Origin of the sequence: Microbacterium sp. ZW T2_14 (assembly GCF_044987405.1) — a bacterium.
Classification (GTDB): domain Bacteria; phylum Actinomycetota; class Actinomycetes; order Actinomycetales; family Microbacteriaceae; genus Microbacterium.
On sequence record NZ_JBJDRK010000007.1, the window covers coordinates 11,880 to 27,948 of the forward strand.

Sequence of the window (16,069 nt, forward strand, 5' to 3'; positions counted from 1 at the left end):
TTCGCGGCGCCTGCCGAGTGCCATGATGTCGGCAGGTCGTGGTGCGAATGGGGGAGACCGATGGGAACCATGGGAATGCGCGCCGCGATCGCACTGGTGGTCGTCGGAGTGACAGTGGCCGCACTCGCCGGATGCTCCGGCGAGGTCAGCGATGTCGAGCGCGCCGAGGCCAAGGTCTCCGCCAAAGAGGACGCGGTCGCGAATGCGCAGGATGCGTTCAGCGCGGCATCCGACGAATTCTGCGACGCCGCGGAGGGCTACATCGAGGCGCTCGACCGCTATGGAGATGTGCTCGAGGACACCGCGCCGACGGTCGGGGACGTCAGAACAGCGGGCGCCGATCTGGCCGAACCTCGCGAAGACAGCCTCGATGGCGCGCAGGCGGCCGTGGATGCGCAGGCAGACCTCGCCTCCGCGCAGCAGCAGCTCGCCGAGGCGCGGGCAGAACTCGCCGCAGCCGAGGCCGGACCCACCGGCACGCCCGCCCCGGTCGACACCACCATGCCGTCCACCTCGGCGCTGGCACCCGCGGCGACCGTCGATCGCGTTGAGCAGGCAGAGTCGGATTTCGCCGATGCGTCCTCCGACGTCACGGACGACACACCCCTTTCCGACGCGTCAGAGCTGTTCAACAGCGCCGCGGTCGCACTCGAGATGGCCTGGCTGCGGCTGTTCGCCGACGCCGGATGCCTCGCCGACGAGCAGCGCCAGCAGGCTGAGGCAGCGGTCCGCGCCTACACCACCGCTCTCCAGCAGGAGCTGGCCACCGCGGGGTACTACACGGGTGCCGCCGACGGCATCTACGGACCCTTGACCGTGCAGGCGGTGGAGAGTCTGCAGCAAGCGCATGGGCTGCCGGTCACGGGCACTGTCGACAAGGCGACCGCGGAAGCGCTCCAAGCGGAGCTCATCGCACTCGGCGGGGCGGCCGCACAGGATGCCGTGACATCGACGGCTGCCGTCCAGCAGACCTTGAAGCTGACCGGATTCTGGGACGGCCCTGTCGACGGCGTCTGGACGCCCGAGCTCACCGAAGCCGTCGCCGCGCTCCAGGTCGAGCTGGGCGTCGAGCCGACCGGAACCGTGGATGCCGCAACCATCGCCGCGTTCGAGAACGCGATCTCCGGTCTCCAGCAGGCGACTCCGACGCCCAGCCCTTCGACCTCCGACGGATAACCCGATCACCGATACGCCTCACCCGATCACGACAGCGTGACTTCGGTTCTTTCGATGCGCCGCCGGCACTTGCCGCGGGACTGAAGGACTCCGCGGCTCACGCCGCCGGTAGTCGTTCACCCAATGCACACGTGCGATTCATCGACATCGCGCCAGCAAGGCCGGAGCATTGGTGCATTCGGCGTCGGCGCCGCGCATCGACAACACCGCTGGGACTGCGTGGCACAGGCGTGACGAACGACCTCTGCGACGCGGACCCCGCTTCAAAACACAGAGGAGCTTCGCCATGGTCCGACCTACTCGTGTGCTCTCGCTGTACGAGGGCTTCTTCGCCGGTGGTGCCCGCATCCTGCACTCCGATGTCGTCGCCGGACTCCACGCCGGAGGCGATCAGCAGCACAGCGTGCTCGCGATCGCATCTCGGACGCATCGCGAGGCGACCGTGCAGCGGATGGAGGACGACCCCCGCCATGGCCGCCTCGTCGGCGCGGGCGTGCCTGTCAGCACCCTCGGAATGCTCGGCGACGGTGACCCGGCCGGGCCGGACAGCTTCACGGACCAGCAGCTGCAGGTCGCTGCCGAGCTCGTGCATTCGGCCGACCTGATCCTGTCGCTGAAGGAGCAGCCCTTGGGCATCCTGCTGGCGCTGCGGTCGCGCGGGATGATGCCCGCCATCCCCGTCGCCGCGTGCCTGCATCGCTCGGATCCACGGCACTCCGGTGCCGCACTGGGATGGCTGACGGATGCCGCGGCAACGGGCCTGGTCACCGCGACGCTCTCCTGCGCCGAGGCCACCGATCGCGCCTATGCGCACGCCGGCGTCGCCGCCGAGAATCGGTACGTCATCGCGAACGGGATCGACACCGACCGGTTCCAGGCCGCGGGCCGAGCGGATCGTCAGGCGACGCGGCGGAGGCTCGGCATTCCGCCGAACGCTCCCGTGATCGCCTATGCCGCGCGATTCGACCCGATGAAGGACCCGGGCCTCCTCCTGCGCGCACTCGCAGTCCACTCGCGTCAGCATCCCGGCGCGCACTACGTGCTCTGCGGCGCGGGCGTGTCGTGGGAGAACGCCGCCTTCCGTGCGCTCGCCGCGGAGTCGGGTGTGCCACCGATCGCGCAGATGCACGCGCTCGGCATCCGTCAGGACATGCCCTCGATCTACCAGATCGCCGATGTCGTCGCGCTGACGAGCGCCTTCGGGGAAGCATCGCCGCTGTGCCTCATCGAAGGTGCGGCCTGCGGCGCGACGCCCGTGACGACGGATGTCGGGGATGCCGCTGCGCAGGTGGACGGCATCGGCGTCGTCACTCCGCGCGACGCCGAGACGATCGCCGAGGTGTGGCAGTTCGTCCTCAACAACCGCGGTGCCTTCCGGCGCCGCGCGCTCGCCGCACGGCCGCGGCTCGGACGGCAGCGCATGCTGAACGACTACCGCGCCGTGACCCAGGACCTGCTGCGGCGCGAGGAAGTCGCGGCGTGATCCGCCCGAGACCTCGACGCCGCGTTCCTGGGCGGGTCGCGGCCGCTCGCGCCGCCGGAGCCGCGCGGTGACACAGCACACGGGTCCGGCGCCCGTCCTGGAGCGAGGAAGGACGGCACGCGCAGAGGCGAGGCGCCCGTTGTGGGCGATGCCCGCGGTGCGGATCGCGGGGATCTACCTGGCCTCCCGGCTCGTCACCACCGCACTCTTCCTCCTCGCTGCGCGGCTGTCGCCGTCCGGCTCCCGGTTCGGCCCGGACGCGGATCTGGCCACCTATGTCGTGGCGTGGGATGCGCAGTACTACCTGCGTATCGCGTCAGAGGGCTACCCGGCGGAGCTGCCGCTGACGGCCGCCGGCGAGGTGGCGCAGAACGCGTGGGCGTTCATGCCGTTCTTCCCCTGGGCGGCCGGCGCGACCGGATGGCTTCTCGGCTCATGGGCCGCAGGCGCGGTGGCGCTGGCCGTCGTCGCCGGATACCTCTGCTGCCTGGTTCTCCGCAGCATCCTGAAGCCGGCGATCGGTGAGACGGCGGCGCTCTGGGCTGTCGTGTTCTTCGCCTCGGCTCCGCTGGCGGCGATGTTCCAGCTCGGCTACGCGGAGGCGCCCTTCCTGCTGCTGGTCCTGCTCGGCATCCGCAGCGTGCAGCGACGGCAGTACGGACCGCTGTATGGGATCGTCCCCGCGATGGCGTTCACCCGTCCGGGCGTGCTGGCTTTCGCGTTGTTCCTCGGCCTGTTCGGGATGAATCGATGGCTGAACCGGTCGCGCGAGCCGTTCGCGCGGCGCGAGGCTCTGCACGTCCTCGCACTCGCGGCCATGGCGACCCTGCTCGGCTTCTCCTGGCAGGTGGTCGCGGGGCTGGTGACCGGCCGCGACGACGCCTATCTCGCGACGGAACTCGCCTGGCGGCGGCTGTGGGTCGGCGATTCCGGCGGATTCGTTCCCTTCGAAGGGTGGCCGCAGGCGGCGGACTACTGGTTCCGGTCCTGGGGACTCGACCCGGTGTGGGGTCCCATCTGCGTGGGAGTTCTCGTTGCCGCCGTCGGCGCGGTGCTGGCGTTCAGCCCGCATGTCACGCGTCTGGGGCCGGAGATCCGCCTGTGGGCGGCGAGCTATCTCCTCTACCTGCTGGCGGTCTTCCTTCCGCAATCCAGCGTGTTCCGGATCCTCTTCCCGCTCTCACCGCTGTGGGGTGCGGTGGCCGCGCCGCGCAGCCTTTCCTGGCGGCTCGGCGTGCTGGCCGCGTGTCTCGTCGGCCAATGGTGGTGGATCTGGAACATGTACGGGCTGGGTACGGAGTTCTGGCACATCCCCTGACCGCTCGGGGTTCGGGGCGCCGGCCCCTACGCCCATTCCGGCGATTCCGCCAGGGGGTCCTGTGCGAGGGGTCACCTGCTTAACGTGGCTCCCCGAAGCGGCCGATCGGCCGACTTCCGAATCGCACACACAACGAAGGAGTTGTCATGTCCTCATCATGGGATGCGTGGAACTACCGACAATCGGTCGGTCGTGGACCGGGGTCCCGGAACCTCGTGGGCTACGACGTCCATGCGACCGACGGCGACATCGGGAAGATCGACGAAGCGAGCGACGACGCGGGTGCCAGCCGGATCGTCGTGGACACCGGGCCGTGGATCTTCGGCCGGAAGGTCATCCTGCCTGCGGGAACCGTCCAGCGCGTGGATGACGCCGACGAGAAGGTCTACGTCGACCTGACGAAAGACCAGATCAAGAACTCTCCCGAGTGGGATCCCGACACCAGGGGAGACGACGACGAGTACCGGGGCCGGCTCGACACCTATTACGGCGGCCTCTACCGGTGAGACAGCGCGCGATGCCCGGCTCACCCCCGGGCATCGCCGTTCGAGCCCGCCGCGTATAGCACAGCGCGCGTTTCCAGACCACCCGTATGCCGGAGGCGGTCGAGCGAGCGACGCTCTTGAACATGTCGTCCACAACCTCCACGAGACGCGCCCTCGCTCTGTCCACCATCCCCTTGGCGGTGACGCTGAGCCTGGCCGCCTGCAGCGGCTTCGACGGCGACGAGTCGCTGCCCGGCGTGAACCGGGATGAGGTGCCAGGGGCAGCATCGCCGACGGCCGAGGCGGACGGCGAATTCAATGAGGCCGACGCCCGGTTCCTGACGATGATGATCCCGCACCACGAGCAAGAGGTGGAGATGAGCGAGGAGATTCTGGACAAGGAGGGCATCGACGAGCGGGTGCTGACCCTCGCCGAGCAGATCCGGAATGAGCAGGAGCCCGAGATCGAGCAGATGGAATCGCTGCTGGACCAGTGGGAGATCGACGACGACGCCGAGCCCGACGATGACGACGACGGCGGCTGGATGTCGGAAGTCGACATGGAGGCACTCGAGGCGGCAGACGGCTCGGCAGCGGAACGGCTCTACCTCGAAGGCGTGATCGAGGGCCACGAGGCGGCTGTGGAGATGGCCGAGACCGAGATGGAGGAAGGCATCAACCCCGACGCCCTCGAGGTGGCGCAGCTGATCATCGAGGCGCAGACCGCCGAGCTCGCGACGATGCAGGATCTGGCCGCCGACAGATGACGTACCGTCGCACCTCTCCACCCGGCGGCACGGACTGAACCGAGACCCGCAGGGCAGGGGCGAGCGCTACCGGTAGTTGACGAACTGCAGATCGACCTCGAGGTCGGCCGCCTTCAGCAGGCGCTGCACCTCCTGCAGGTCGTCGCGTGACTTGGACTGCACGCGCAGCTCGTCGCCCTGGATCTGCGACTTCACGCCCTTCGGGCCCTCGTCGCGGATGATCTTGGAGATCTTCTTGGCGTTCTCCGACGAGATGCCGTCCTTGATCGTCGAGACGATCCGGTACTCCTTGCCGCTGGCGAAGGGCTCGCCGGACTCCAGGCTCTTCAGCGAGATGCCGCGCTTGATGAGCTTCGACTGGAAGACGTCGAGGACCGCCTTCGCACGCTCCTCGGTGCTCGCCTTGATGAGAACCGATTCGCCGCTCCACTCCACCGAGGCGCCGGTGCCCTTGAAGTCGTAGCGCTGCTCGATCTCTTTGCGCGCCTGGTTGAGGGCGTTCTCCGCCTCCTGGTGGTCGACCTTGCTGACGATGTCGAACGAGGAATCTGCCATGCGGGGAAGTTTAGTGGCCGAGCGGATGCCGCGAACCGGTGCCGTCGACATGTCGGTGAGGGCCGGGGCCGCGCCACCTGGGAAAGCGCGTGCAAGCGATTCCATATCCGTGCTCATTATCACGGCGGGATATCGATACGGGGGCCGTGTTGCCATATGGGGCCCTGCGAGGTAAGAATGTAAGCGCTTGCATTTCGCAGCACGAGTCCCAGCCGCACCGTCGCGATCGGCACTGCGGCCGAACTCACTCAGTACTCCAGAGAGGCACGGCACCGATGAAGGTGAACAAGAAGAGCTGGCTCGCGATCGGTGGAATCGCCCTCGCGTCGATCATCCTCGCCGGCTGCGCAGGCAGCGGCGACGACACCGCCGGCGGCGACGACAAGGACGCCAGCACCACGCTGACCGTCTGGGTCGACTCCGAGCGCGTGGACGCGCTCAAGGGAGCGGCCGACGCATACACCGACAAGACCGGCGTCAAGGTCGACCTCGTCGGCAAGGAGACCGGCAAGATCAAGGACGACTTCATCCAGCAGGCGCCGACCGGCAAGGGCCCGGACGTCGTCATGGGCGCCCACGACTGGCTCGGCGAGCTGTCGACCAACGGCGTCGTCGCTCCGATCGAGCTCGGCGACACCGCCGGCGACTACCTGCCCGTCGCGCTGCAGGCGTCCACCTACGAGGGCACCGTCTACATGCTCCCGTACGCGGTCGAGAACATCGCCATCCTCCGCAACGCCGACCTCGTCCCCGAGGCCGCCACGAGCTTCGACGACATGATCGCCAAGGGCCAGGCAGCCGGACTCACCACCCCGTTCGTGGTGCAGCAGGGCGTCGAAGGCGACCCGTACCACCTGTACCCGTTCCAGACCGCATTCGGCGCACCGGTGTTCGGCACCGACGCCGAGGGCAACTACGACCCGACCGATCTGCAGATCGGCGACCAGGGCGGCTTCGACTTCGCCAACTGGCTCGGTGCGCAGGGTGCGGCCGGCAACTTCAACACCGACATCGACGGCGACATCGCCAAGACGAAGTTCACCGACGGCGAGGCGGCCTTCTGGCTCACCGGACCGTGGAACGTCAGCGCCGCGACCGACGCCGGCATCAACGTCGCGATCGACTCGATCCCCAGCCCGACGGGCGCGCCGGCACAGCCGTTCGCCGGTGTGAAGGGCTTCTTCGTGAGCTCGGAGTCCGACAACAAGGTCGCCGCCAACGACTTCCTGGTCAACTACATCGGCACCGAGGACGTGCAGCTCGACCTGTTCAAGGCCGGCAACGTGCTCCCCGCGCTGACGGCAGCCGCCGACACCGCCGCCGCCGACCCGATCATCGCCGGCTTCCAGAAGGTCGGTGCTGACGCCGTCCCGATGCCCGCGATCCCGGCCATGGGTTCGGTGTGGCAGTACTGGGGCATCGCCGAGGCCGCCATCATCAACGGCGAAGACCCGACGGCGACGTGGCAGAAGCTCACCGACGACGTGAGCGCCGCGATCAAGTAACAACCTGCGGTCCCACGACCGCGACACGCGACCGGGACGGATGCCGCGGCATCCGTCCCGGTCCCGATGATGAGGACGATCCATGACCGACACAGTCACCGCTGAGACGGACGAGAACGCGCCGCAGACCCCGCGCCAGCGCAGCGCCGCCCGGATCGCGGATGCCGCGTCCGGCCGCGTGCGATGGCTCGTGCTGAAGATCGCGCTGCTCGCGATCGTCGACGCCGTCGCCCTGTACGCCGTCTTCGTGCTGTTCCTGCACAACGAGTGGCTCGTGCTGGCGCTCGTGGTCGCGGTGACGGTCCTCGTCAACTGGATCTACTTCTCCCGCAAGGCGATCCCCGCCAAGTACCTGACGCCGGGCATCATCCTGCTCGTCGTCTTCCAGATCTTCACGCTCAGCTACACCGCCTACATCGGCCTCACGAACTACGGCACCGGTCACAACGGCAGCAAGGATCAGGCGGTCGCGTCACTGATGCGGTCCTCCCTCGTGCGGGTCGAGGACTCGCCGACGTTCGAGGTGACGGTGGTCGAGGGGTTCAACGAGCTCGGCCTGCTCGTGACGGACCCGACCGACGGTGAAGCCTCCCTCGGCACCAACACCCAGCCGCTGCACCCCGTCGACGCCACCATGGAAGGCGGCAAGGCGGTCGCCGTCGACGGCTGGACCTCCCTCACGTTCGCCGAGGTGCTCGAGCGCAGCAACGAGGTGGAGCAGCTCGCCGTCGCCTACAGCGAGGATCCCAACGACGGGGCGATCCGCACGCAGGACGGCCAGAAGGGGTATCTGTACACCTCGACACTGGTCTACGACGCCGACGCCGACACCATGACCGACGTCACCACCGGCACGGTGTACGCCGACAACGGCGACGGCGCCTTCACCTCCGAGTCCGGTGAGCAGCTGCTGCCGGGCTGGCAGGTGTTCGTCGGCTTCGACAACTTCGTCCGCGCACTCACCGACACCACCATCCGCGGCCCGCTGCTGGCCGTGACCGCGTGGACCTTCGTGTTCGCGGCGATCTCCGTGGCATCCACGTTCTTCCTCGGGCTGCTGCTCGCACTGATCTTCCAGAACAAGCGGATGCGGTTCAAGAACGGCTACCGGATCATGCTGATCCTGCCGTACGCGTTCCCGGCGTTCCTGTCCGCCCTCATCTGGGCGGGCATGATGAACAAGAGCTTCGGCTTCATCAACCAGGTGCTGCTCGGCGGTGCCGAGATCGGCTGGCTCACCGACCCGTGGATCGCGAAGTTCTCGGTGCTGCTGGTGAACCTGTGGCTCGGCTTCCCCTACATGTTCCTCGTGTGCCTGGGCGCGCTGCAGGGCATCCCGGAGGAGGTCAACGAGGCCGGCGTCATGGACGGCGCCAACCCGTGGCAGATCTTCCGCCGCATCAAGCTGCCGCTGCTGCTGGTGACCGTGACGCCGCTGCTGATCGCGTCGTTCGCGTTCAACTTCAACAACTTCAACCTCATCTACATGCTCACGGGCGGCGGTCCACGCTTCTCCGACGTGTCGATACCGGTCGGTCACACCGACATCCTGATCTCGATGGTCTACAAGGTGGCGTTCACCGGCCAGAACCGCGACTACGGTCTGGCGTCCGCGTTCACGATCCTCATCTTCATCGTGGTCGCCGCGATCTCGATCATCAGTTTCCGCAAGACCAAGGCCCTCGAGGAGCTGAACTGACATGTCCGAGCCCCAGGACCGACTGACGCGGCCCGGCCGCGTCGACGCCGACAACGCGGCACTCGCCGTCGCATCGGGCGGCAGCGCCGAGCAGTTCGAGACCGCCTCGGCCGGCATGGTGCCGGCGCCCCGCGCCGAGAAGCCGGTGCGCCGCCGCTCGTTCGGCCGCTGGTTCGGCGACACCGGATGGCGGCACCTCGTCGCGATCGTCGTCTCGGTGTTCGCGATCTTCCCGCTGCTCTACGTGCTGTCCGCATCGCTCAACCCGAACGGCACGCTGACGGGCAGCAATGCGCTCTTCTCCCGGATCGGCATCGACGCCTACGTGCGCATCCTGACCGATCCCGCGGTGCCCTATCCGATGTGGTTCCTGAACACGCTGATCGTCGCCACGGTCACCGGCTTCGTGATGGTGTTCATCGGGGCGCTCGCCGCATATGCGTTCTCGCGCATGCGCTTCTCCGGCCGCCGTGTGGGACTGATCACGATCGTCGTGGTGCAGATGTTCCCGCAGCTGCTCGCCGTCGTCGCGATCTTCCTCATGATGAGCGCGATCGGCGATTGGTTCCCCGCTATCGGCCTGAACACGCTGAGCGGACTGATCCTCATCTACCTCGGCGGCGCGCTCGGGGTGAACACCTACCTCATGTACGGCTTCTTCAACACGATCCCCAAGGAGCTCGACGAGGCGGCCAAGATCGACGGTGCGGGCCACGCGCGCATCTTCTTCACGATCATCCTCCGCCTGGTCGCTCCGATCCTCGCGGTCGTGGGCCTGCTGTCGTTCATCGGCATCGTCAACGAGTACGTCATCGCCAGCGTCATGCTGATCGATCCCGAGCAGCAGACCCTCGTCGTGGGGCTCACCAAGCTGGTGTCGAACCCGCGCTACGCGGACTGGGCGGCATTCTCGGCCGGCGCCGTCATGGCGGCGATCCCCGTCGTGGTGCTCTTCCTGCTGCTGCAGAAGTACATCGTCGGGGGTCTGACCGCCGGCGCCACGAAGGGCTGACGCACCCGAGCGCACAGCAGAGCGGATGCCGCGGCATCCGCTCTGCGGCATCCAAGCCGCGGCGCGGTCTCGGTCGCGCGCGGGGTGGCAGACGCATCCGTCGTTCGTAGACTGGGCGGGCGAGGAGGTGCCATGCGCCCACTGACCGAAGAAGAGGTGCGTTCGTCGTTCGTGAACGCCACACCGGATGACCTGCGACTGATCACGCTGCCCGCCGACTTCATGATCACCGACTGGGACCACCTGGATTTCCTGGCGTGGCGCGACCCGCGCAGCCGCGGCCGCGGCTATCTGGTGGCCGAGATCGACGGTCAGCCTGCGGGGATCGTGCTGCGCGGTGCCGAGGGTTCGTCGCACGCGCATGCCGCGCTGTGCAACCTGTGCCACACGATGCAGCCGGCCGACCAGGTGGTCATGTACACGGCGCGCAAGGCCGGGGAGGCCGGCGCGCACGGCGACAGCGTCGGCACGTACATCTGCGCCGACCTGTCGTGCCATGAGAACGTCCGCCTGGCGGCCCCGCTCGCGCCGAACGAGGTGCGGGCGAGCGTCGACCGGAAGATCGACGGCACCCGGCGCCGCACCGAGGCCTTCGTCGGACGCGTGCTCGAGACCGCGGGCGTCGCGCGATGACCGTCGTCGTGGTGGGCGACGCGCTGATCGACGAGCTGCGCGACGACCACGGCGTCCGGGAGTTCGTCGGCGGCGCCGCCCTGAACGTCGCCGTCGGGCTCGCGCAGCTGGGCGTCCCGGCGACGCTGGTCGCGATGCTGGGCGACGACGAGCCCGCGTCACGCGTGCGGCGCTACCTCGCCGACTTCGGTGTCGAGCTCATCGCGACGCCGTCGCTCCTCGGTACGGCGCGCGCGGTGAGCACGCGCTCGGGCGGCGGCGAGCCGGTCTACGAGTTCAACGAGGCGGCGCAGCGCCGCCGCATCAGGTTCGCCGACGCCGAGCGGCGGGCGTTCGCGGAAGCCGACGCGGTGGTGGTGAGCTGCTTCGCGTTCGACGACGTCGAGCAGACGGCAGAGCTGGTCGACGCACTCGAGGAAGCGGGCGCCCTCGCGCGGAGCACGGGACGCGGCGAGGTGCCCGTCGCCGTCGACCCGAATCCGCGCACCGGGATGCTCCAGGACAAGGCGGAGTTCGTACGCGGCTTCGAGCGGCTCGCGGCGGGCGCGGCGCTGGTGAAGGTCGGCGAGGACGACGCCGCCGTCCTGTACGGCGACCGCCTCGACGTGCTGCGCGCACGCCTCATCGACCTCGGCGCTCAGGCAGTGCTGGCGACGGAAGGGGCGGCCGGCGCCACGGTCGAGGCGGGCGGCGCGGTCGTGACACGGCCGATCTCGAACCTCCCCGGGCGCATCGTCGACACTATGGGCGCCGGTGACGCGGCCTTCGCGGCGACCGTCGCGGCGCTCGTCGAGGGCGCGCCGGCGGACGCCGACGGCTGGGAGGCGGTGCTGCAGTCCGCGATGGATGCCGCGGCCGCCACGTGCCGCTTCGAAGGCGCGCTGCTGCGCACGCCGGATGCGCTCGGCGGTCTCGATCTGGACCGCATCGGCACCTAGCCAAAAGCGATCTCGGGACGTCGCGCACCCCTCGATGCGAGCGGATTTCTGACCTCGCGGATCTACGCGTAAGATTCTGTATCGCGCCTCCGGTCGTCTGGAAAAGTCGGGTGGGTGCGCCTGGCGAGTTACCCAAGCGGCCAAAGGGATCTGACTGTAAATCAGACTGCTCAGCATTCGGGGGTTCGAATCCCTCACTCGCCACCCGCATCGAAACGCGCTCCGCCTGCGGAGCGCGTTTCGGCGTCTCCGGGGCTCCTCGAGTCTCAGGTGTCCGCGGTCGATCGAACGGCTTCGCGCGGCGCCCCCCCTTGGCGCCTCAGCATCCAGCGCAGCCCCAGGCCTGTCAGCACGGCCACCGTGGTCGCCATGAGGACACCCGCTGCGGCGAACAGCGCGAACGTGACCGCGGCCGGCGTGGATTCATCCACCCAGGGGGACGGCAGGAACGTGAAGACGATCCCGACGAGCCAGGCGCCCATGTTGATCGGCACCCACCACCACGAGCGCACCACGCCCGCGCGGGCGAGCAGCGGGCGCTGCGCGACCGGGATGGTCGCCAGGAGAGTCAGAGCCGCCGGCGCCGCGATCACCCACGTGACGGGCGAGGTCATGTCGATCGCCACGCCGGCATCGATGAGGGTCGAGGGCAGCATCCCGATGCCCCAAGCGACGGATGCCGCGACCGCCGTCGCCGCGATCCAGCCGGCGAATGGGACAGTCGCTCGCGATCCTCGGAGTCCCAGCGCCTGGCCGAGACCCAGGAGCGCACCCTCGCCCGCGCCGAACACCACGAGCCAGGCCCACGCCGTCCATCCATCGAGAGAGAGTGCCGCGGCCAGCGCGAATGCCGTCACCGGAATGAGGAAACCCACGCTTTCACCGAGCACCGTGAAGCCGATCCATCGCCGCACCCGCAAGGGCGGCGGCCCTTTTCGCGGGGTCGCCGGCTCCGGCATGCTCTCCATGTGCCCACCGTACGGCGGTCCGTCGCGCAGCGCCCGGGGATTCCCGGCGGCGGTGGGTAGCCTGATGGCCATGACCTGGACCGCCACCGGAACCCTCGTCGCGGAGGCCGCCACGCGGCATCCCGAACTCGTGAGTCCTGCCGTCGCCGACGGGCTGGCGCGACTCGACCCCGAGATCGCCGCGACCGTGGGCGTCGCCGCCATCGATCCGGCGCTCGCCGACACCGCGGCGTTCTGCGAGCGATACGGCGTCGCCCCGGAGGCCTCGGCCAACTGCGTCGTCGTCAAGGGCAAGCGCGGCGGCGAGGTGCGGTTCGCCGCGTGCCTGGTGCTCGCCACGACACGGGCGGACGTGAACGGGTTCGTGCGCCGACGACTGGACGTGCGCAGCGTGTCGTTCGCCCCCATGGACGAGGCTGTCGCGCTGACGGGGATGGAGTACGGCGGCATCACGCCGATCGGACTGCCATCCGGCTGGCCGATCCTCGTCGACGCGGCAGTCGCGGATGCGCCGGAAGTTGTCGTCGGCGGGGGAGTGCGCGGGAGCAAGCTCTTCCTGCCCGGCGGTGCGCTCCTCGCGCTGCCGGGCGCGGAACGAGCCGAGGGGCTCGCACGCGCGGCGGCCTGAGGCATCCGCTTCCGCACGGAGCGACGGCTGCGCCTGCGGAGCGAGAAAACGGCATCCACGGGGTGGGGTGGGGCATGTCAGGATGGGCGTGCAGGCACTCCGCCCGCGTCACGAGAGGAACGCCATGACTGCGCCCGATCCGTATGCGCCGCCCGCCCCGACGCATGCCGCCCCTGCCGACGGCTCCCGCTCGTCGCTGCTGCGTGCCGCCATCTGGGTGGCGATCGGTGCGCTCATCGCTGCCGCCGTCGTGTGCGTGCTGTGGGTGCTGCTGGGCTCGCAGAGCGACATCATCGGCCGGGCCTTCCTGACGATCCTGCTGCTGGCGGGCTTCGCCGGCGTCGCCATCCTCGACGCGCACCTCGCGCCGACGCGTCCGGCATGGTTCGCGCTGGCCAGCATGGCGTCGTGGATCGTGGCGCTGCTGCTCGGCGCCATCATGATCTGGATGCCGGAGCGCTTCCCATGGCTGGGATTCTCGCGGTTCATCCAATTCCTGCTCATCGTGCTGATCCTGCAGCTGGTGCTGCTGCACGTCCGGTTCTATCTGAAGGCGTTCCAGCGCCACGACACGCCTTTCACCCGTACGGTCGCGATCATCACGATCGCCCTCGTGGTCGCGCTGGCCGCGCTGCTGATCATTCCGCTGGCCTTCGGCGAATGGCTCTACCTCGCCGACATCTACTGGCGCATCGTCGTGGCGGTCGCGATCCTCGCGGCGCTCGGCACCGCGCTCGTGCCGCTCGTGAACGTCCTGTTCGCGCCGAAGAAGCAGCGCGCCCCGCTCGGGCACGTCCCGCTCGCACCCGCGGGAGCTGCGGACCTGACGGCGCCGTCTGCTCCGGCCGCACAGGAGCTGCTGCCGTGGCCGACCTACGTCGACGCCGTCACGCCGCTCCCGATGCTGCCGGACGGCTCGCCCGACTGGAACGCGTACTACACGGGCTACCCGTCGCCGGGCGCGCACGTCTTCACGGCGATCGAGCCGGCCGCGCCCGTCGCGCCGCAGGCTGCCCCGGTCCCGGCGCCGACGCAGTCCGCCGCTCCGGCGCAGCCCGCGCCGCCCGCGCCCGGCTATGAGGGATACCCGCCGCCCCCGCCGCTGCCGCCGCGTTCGTAGCAGGCCGCGCCGCGCCGCGGCGTGGGGAGTGTCGACATCGTGTGATCTCGCCGAGGGTACACGTTCGATCCGCGCGCAGCGTGTGCCTTCGGCGAGGTCATGTGCACTCGACGGGCGGCTGGCGCCGGCGCCGCCGGCTTCAGTGCGCGAGCATCTCCAGCGCCGCCATCGCCGCGTTGTGGCCGCCCAGCCCGCTCACCGCACCGCCGCGCCGCGCTCCTGAGCCGCACATCAGCACGCTCGCGTGCTCGGTGGCGACGCCCCAGCGCTGGGCAGGCGTGCCGAGCGGATCGTCGTCGTCGGCCCACGGCCACGACAGCCCGCCGTGGAAGATGTCGCCGCCCACCATCCCCAGCGAACGCTCCAGGTCGGCCGTGGTGCGTGCCTCGATGCACGGCGAACCGTCGGGCGCCTCGTACACGCAGTCGGCGATCGGCTCGCCCAGCACCGAGTCCAGCGAGCGCTGAGCCGCGTCGAGGAGCGCCGCGCGCGCGGCATCCGGATCCCGCCCCTCGAGCAGCCGGTGCGGCGTCTGCAGCCCGAACAGCGTGAGGGTGTGCGCGCCCGAGGCGCGCAGCGCGGGGCTGAGGATCGACGGGTCGGTGAGGGAATGGCAGTAGATCTCGGCCGGCAGGGGATCCGGGATGCTGCCGCCCAGCGCCGTCGCGTAGGCCGCGTCGAGCTGAGACATGGTCTCGTTGACGTGGAAGGTGCCGGCGAACGCGGACTCGGCGGCCACCCGCTCATCGCGCAGGCGGGGGAGGCGCCGCAGCAGCATGTTGACCTTGAGCTGTGCGCCTTCCGGCGCTGTTGCCGGCTCGGCTGATGCTCCTGCTCCGCCGGCGGCCAGCAGAGCCTCGAGAACAGCCGGGCCCACCCCGCTCAGCACGAGCCGCGCCTGGACGGCGGTGTCGTCGCCCAGCGTGACGCGGCCGTCGGGTGACACCGCCACCACCTCGGCGCCGGTCCGCAGATCGGCGCCCGCCGCAATGGCGGCGCGCGACAGCTCGGCCGTCACGCGGCCCATGCCGCCGACGGGCACGTCCCAGTCGCCCGTGCCGCCGCCGATCACGTGGTAGAGGAAGCAGCGGTTCTGCCGGAGGCTCTCGTCGTCGGCTGACGCGAAGGTGCCGATGAGGCCGTCGGTGAGGGCGATGCCGCGCGCGATGTCCGTTTCGAGCGACGACCGCAGCAGGCCACCCAGTGGGTGGTCGAACAGGGCCTCCCACAGCGCATCGTCGTCGAGCCGGGCCCGCAGCTCCCCGGCGGGGCGCAGCGGCTCCATCATGGACGGGAAGAGCAGCCGTGCCACGGGTGCGAGGCGGGCGGACAGCTGCGCGACGCGCATCGCCTCGCCGGTGCCTCCGGTGACCCGGGCGAAGGAGTCGGCGGTGGCCGCAGCATCCGCCGTGTCGATCAGGATGCCGCGCGACGGGCCGCCGGGATCGGGCGTGTACGACGAGAAGCGACGGCGACGCAGCCGGATGTCGAGCCCCAGGTCGTCGATGACGGCCCGGGGTAGCAGGCTCACGAGGTAGGAATAGCGCGAGACCCGCGCGCCGACGCCCTGCCAAGGCTGCTCGGACACCGCCGCGCCGCCGACGTGGTCGAGGCGCTCGAGCACCACCACGGAACGTCCGGCTCGCGCCAGGTAAGCGGCAGCGACGAGGGCGTTGTGCCCGCCGCCCACGATGGTGACGTCGTAGACGGGTGAGAGGGCGCCGGCAGCCATGGGCTCACGCTAGCGAGGCGCGGCCGCTGAGTGCAGGGTCTCTCGGCCTC

The 16,069-nt window shown here is 69.6% G+C and carries 15 protein-coding genes and 1 tRNA gene; 13 read left to right on the forward strand and 3 right to left on the reverse strand.

Going from position 1 to position 16,069, the window contains the following annotated elements; genetic code table 11:
- Positions 1 to 60 precede the first annotated feature (60 nt).
- From ACI3KY_RS03820 to ACI3KY_RS03840, 5 genes are all read left to right on the forward strand, one after another.
- Positions 61 to 1,176, forward strand: a complete 1,116-nt coding sequence (locus ACI3KY_RS03820) for a peptidoglycan-binding protein (protein WP_404928881.1) — start codon at positions 61 to 63, stop codon at positions 1,174 to 1,176.
- Positions 1,177 to 1,462: 286 nt separating this feature from the next.
- On the forward strand, positions 1,463 to 2,659 hold the full coding sequence (locus ACI3KY_RS03825) for a glycosyltransferase (protein ID WP_404928882.1): 1,197 nt from the start codon (positions 1,463 to 1,465) through the stop codon (positions 2,657 to 2,659).
- Positions 2,660 to 2,807: 148 nt separating this feature from the next.
- Positions 2,808 to 3,977 carry a hypothetical protein gene (locus ACI3KY_RS03830; RefSeq protein ID WP_404928971.1) on the forward strand — a complete coding sequence of 390 codons (1,170 nt, stop codon included), beginning with the start codon at positions 2,808 to 2,810 and terminating at the stop codon, positions 3,975 to 3,977.
- Positions 3,978 to 4,123: 146 nt separating this feature from the next.
- Positions 4,124 to 4,483: a PRC-barrel domain-containing protein gene (locus tag ACI3KY_RS03835; protein ID WP_404928883.1), complete on the forward strand. Its 360-nt coding sequence runs from the start codon at positions 4,124 to 4,126 to the stop codon at positions 4,481 to 4,483.
- Between the two features lie 122 nt (positions 4,484 to 4,605).
- On the forward strand, positions 4,606 to 5,229 hold the full coding sequence (locus ACI3KY_RS03840; protein ID WP_404928884.1) for a DUF305 domain-containing protein: 624 nt from the start codon (positions 4,606 to 4,608) through the stop codon (positions 5,227 to 5,229).
- A 66-nt stretch (positions 5,230 to 5,295) separates the two neighbouring features.
- On the opposite strand, the gene ACI3KY_RS03845 is transcribed toward ACI3KY_RS03840, so the two are convergent.
- Positions 5,296 to 5,784 carry a YajQ family cyclic di-GMP-binding protein gene (locus ACI3KY_RS03845; RefSeq protein ID WP_194413071.1) on the reverse strand — a complete coding sequence of 163 codons (489 nt, stop codon included), beginning with the start codon at positions 5,782 to 5,784 and terminating at the stop codon, positions 5,296 to 5,298.
- Positions 5,785 to 6,059: 275 nt separating this feature from the next.
- Here ACI3KY_RS03845 and ACI3KY_RS03850 point away from each other — a divergent pair, with 275 nt between their 5' ends.
- The 6 genes from ACI3KY_RS03850 to ACI3KY_RS03875 all read left to right on the forward strand — a co-directional run bounded on the left by ACI3KY_RS03850 (position 6,060) and on the right by ACI3KY_RS03875 (position 11,775).
- Complete coding sequence (locus tag ACI3KY_RS03850) at positions 6,060 to 7,289, forward strand: extracellular solute-binding protein (RefSeq protein ID WP_404928885.1); 1,230 nt, start codon at positions 6,060 to 6,062, stop codon at positions 7,287 to 7,289.
- 82 nt (positions 7,290 to 7,371) lie between these two features.
- Complete coding sequence (locus ACI3KY_RS03855) at positions 7,372 to 8,988, forward strand: ABC transporter permease subunit (RefSeq protein ID WP_404928886.1); 1,617 nt, start codon at positions 7,372 to 7,374, stop codon at positions 8,986 to 8,988.
- Positions 8,989 to 9,103: 115 nt separating this feature from the next.
- Positions 9,104 to 10,000: a sugar ABC transporter permease gene (locus tag ACI3KY_RS03860; RefSeq protein ID WP_404928972.1), complete on the forward strand. Its 897-nt coding sequence runs from the start codon at positions 9,104 to 9,106 to the stop codon at positions 9,998 to 10,000.
- A 132-nt stretch (positions 10,001 to 10,132) separates the two neighbouring features.
- Positions 10,133 to 10,633, forward strand: coding sequence for an FBP domain-containing protein (locus ACI3KY_RS03865; protein WP_404928887.1), 501 nt, complete (start codon positions 10,133 to 10,135; stop codon positions 10,631 to 10,633).
- Positions 10,630 to 11,571, forward strand: a complete 942-nt coding sequence (locus tag ACI3KY_RS03870; RefSeq protein WP_404928888.1) for a PfkB family carbohydrate kinase — start codon at positions 10,630 to 10,632, stop codon at positions 11,569 to 11,571. The genes ACI3KY_RS03865 and ACI3KY_RS03870 overlap by 4 nt, the downstream gene beginning before the upstream one ends.
- 122 nt (positions 11,572 to 11,693) lie before the next feature.
- A tRNA-Tyr gene (locus tag ACI3KY_RS03875) sits at positions 11,694 to 11,775 on the forward strand.
- A 62-nt stretch (positions 11,776 to 11,837) separates the two neighbouring features.
- On the opposite strand, the gene ACI3KY_RS03880 is transcribed toward ACI3KY_RS03875, so the two are convergent.
- Entirely contained in the window at positions 11,838 to 12,539 is a 702-nt protein-coding gene (locus ACI3KY_RS03880; RefSeq protein WP_404928889.1) for a hypothetical protein, read from the reverse strand.
- A 70-nt stretch (positions 12,540 to 12,609) separates the two neighbouring features.
- On the opposite strand from ACI3KY_RS03880, the gene ACI3KY_RS03885 reads away from it, so the two are divergent.
- Positions 12,610 to 13,167 (forward strand): YbaK/EbsC family protein, encoded by a 558-nt coding sequence (locus ACI3KY_RS03885; protein ID WP_404928890.1) that lies wholly within the window; start codon positions 12,610 to 12,612, stop codon positions 13,165 to 13,167.
- 124 nt (positions 13,168 to 13,291) lie between these two features.
- A complete protein-coding gene (locus ACI3KY_RS03890; RefSeq protein ID WP_404928891.1) occupies positions 13,292 to 14,287 on the forward strand; it encodes a hypothetical protein in 996 nt (331 codons plus the stop codon).
- Positions 14,288 to 14,426: 139 nt separating this feature from the next.
- On the opposite strand, the gene ACI3KY_RS03895 is transcribed toward ACI3KY_RS03890, so the two are convergent.
- On the reverse strand, positions 14,427 to 16,019 hold the full coding sequence (locus tag ACI3KY_RS03895) for a phytoene desaturase family protein (RefSeq protein WP_404928892.1): 1,593 nt from the start codon (positions 16,017 to 16,019) through the stop codon (positions 14,427 to 14,429).
- Positions 16,020 to 16,069: the final 50 nt, after the last annotated feature.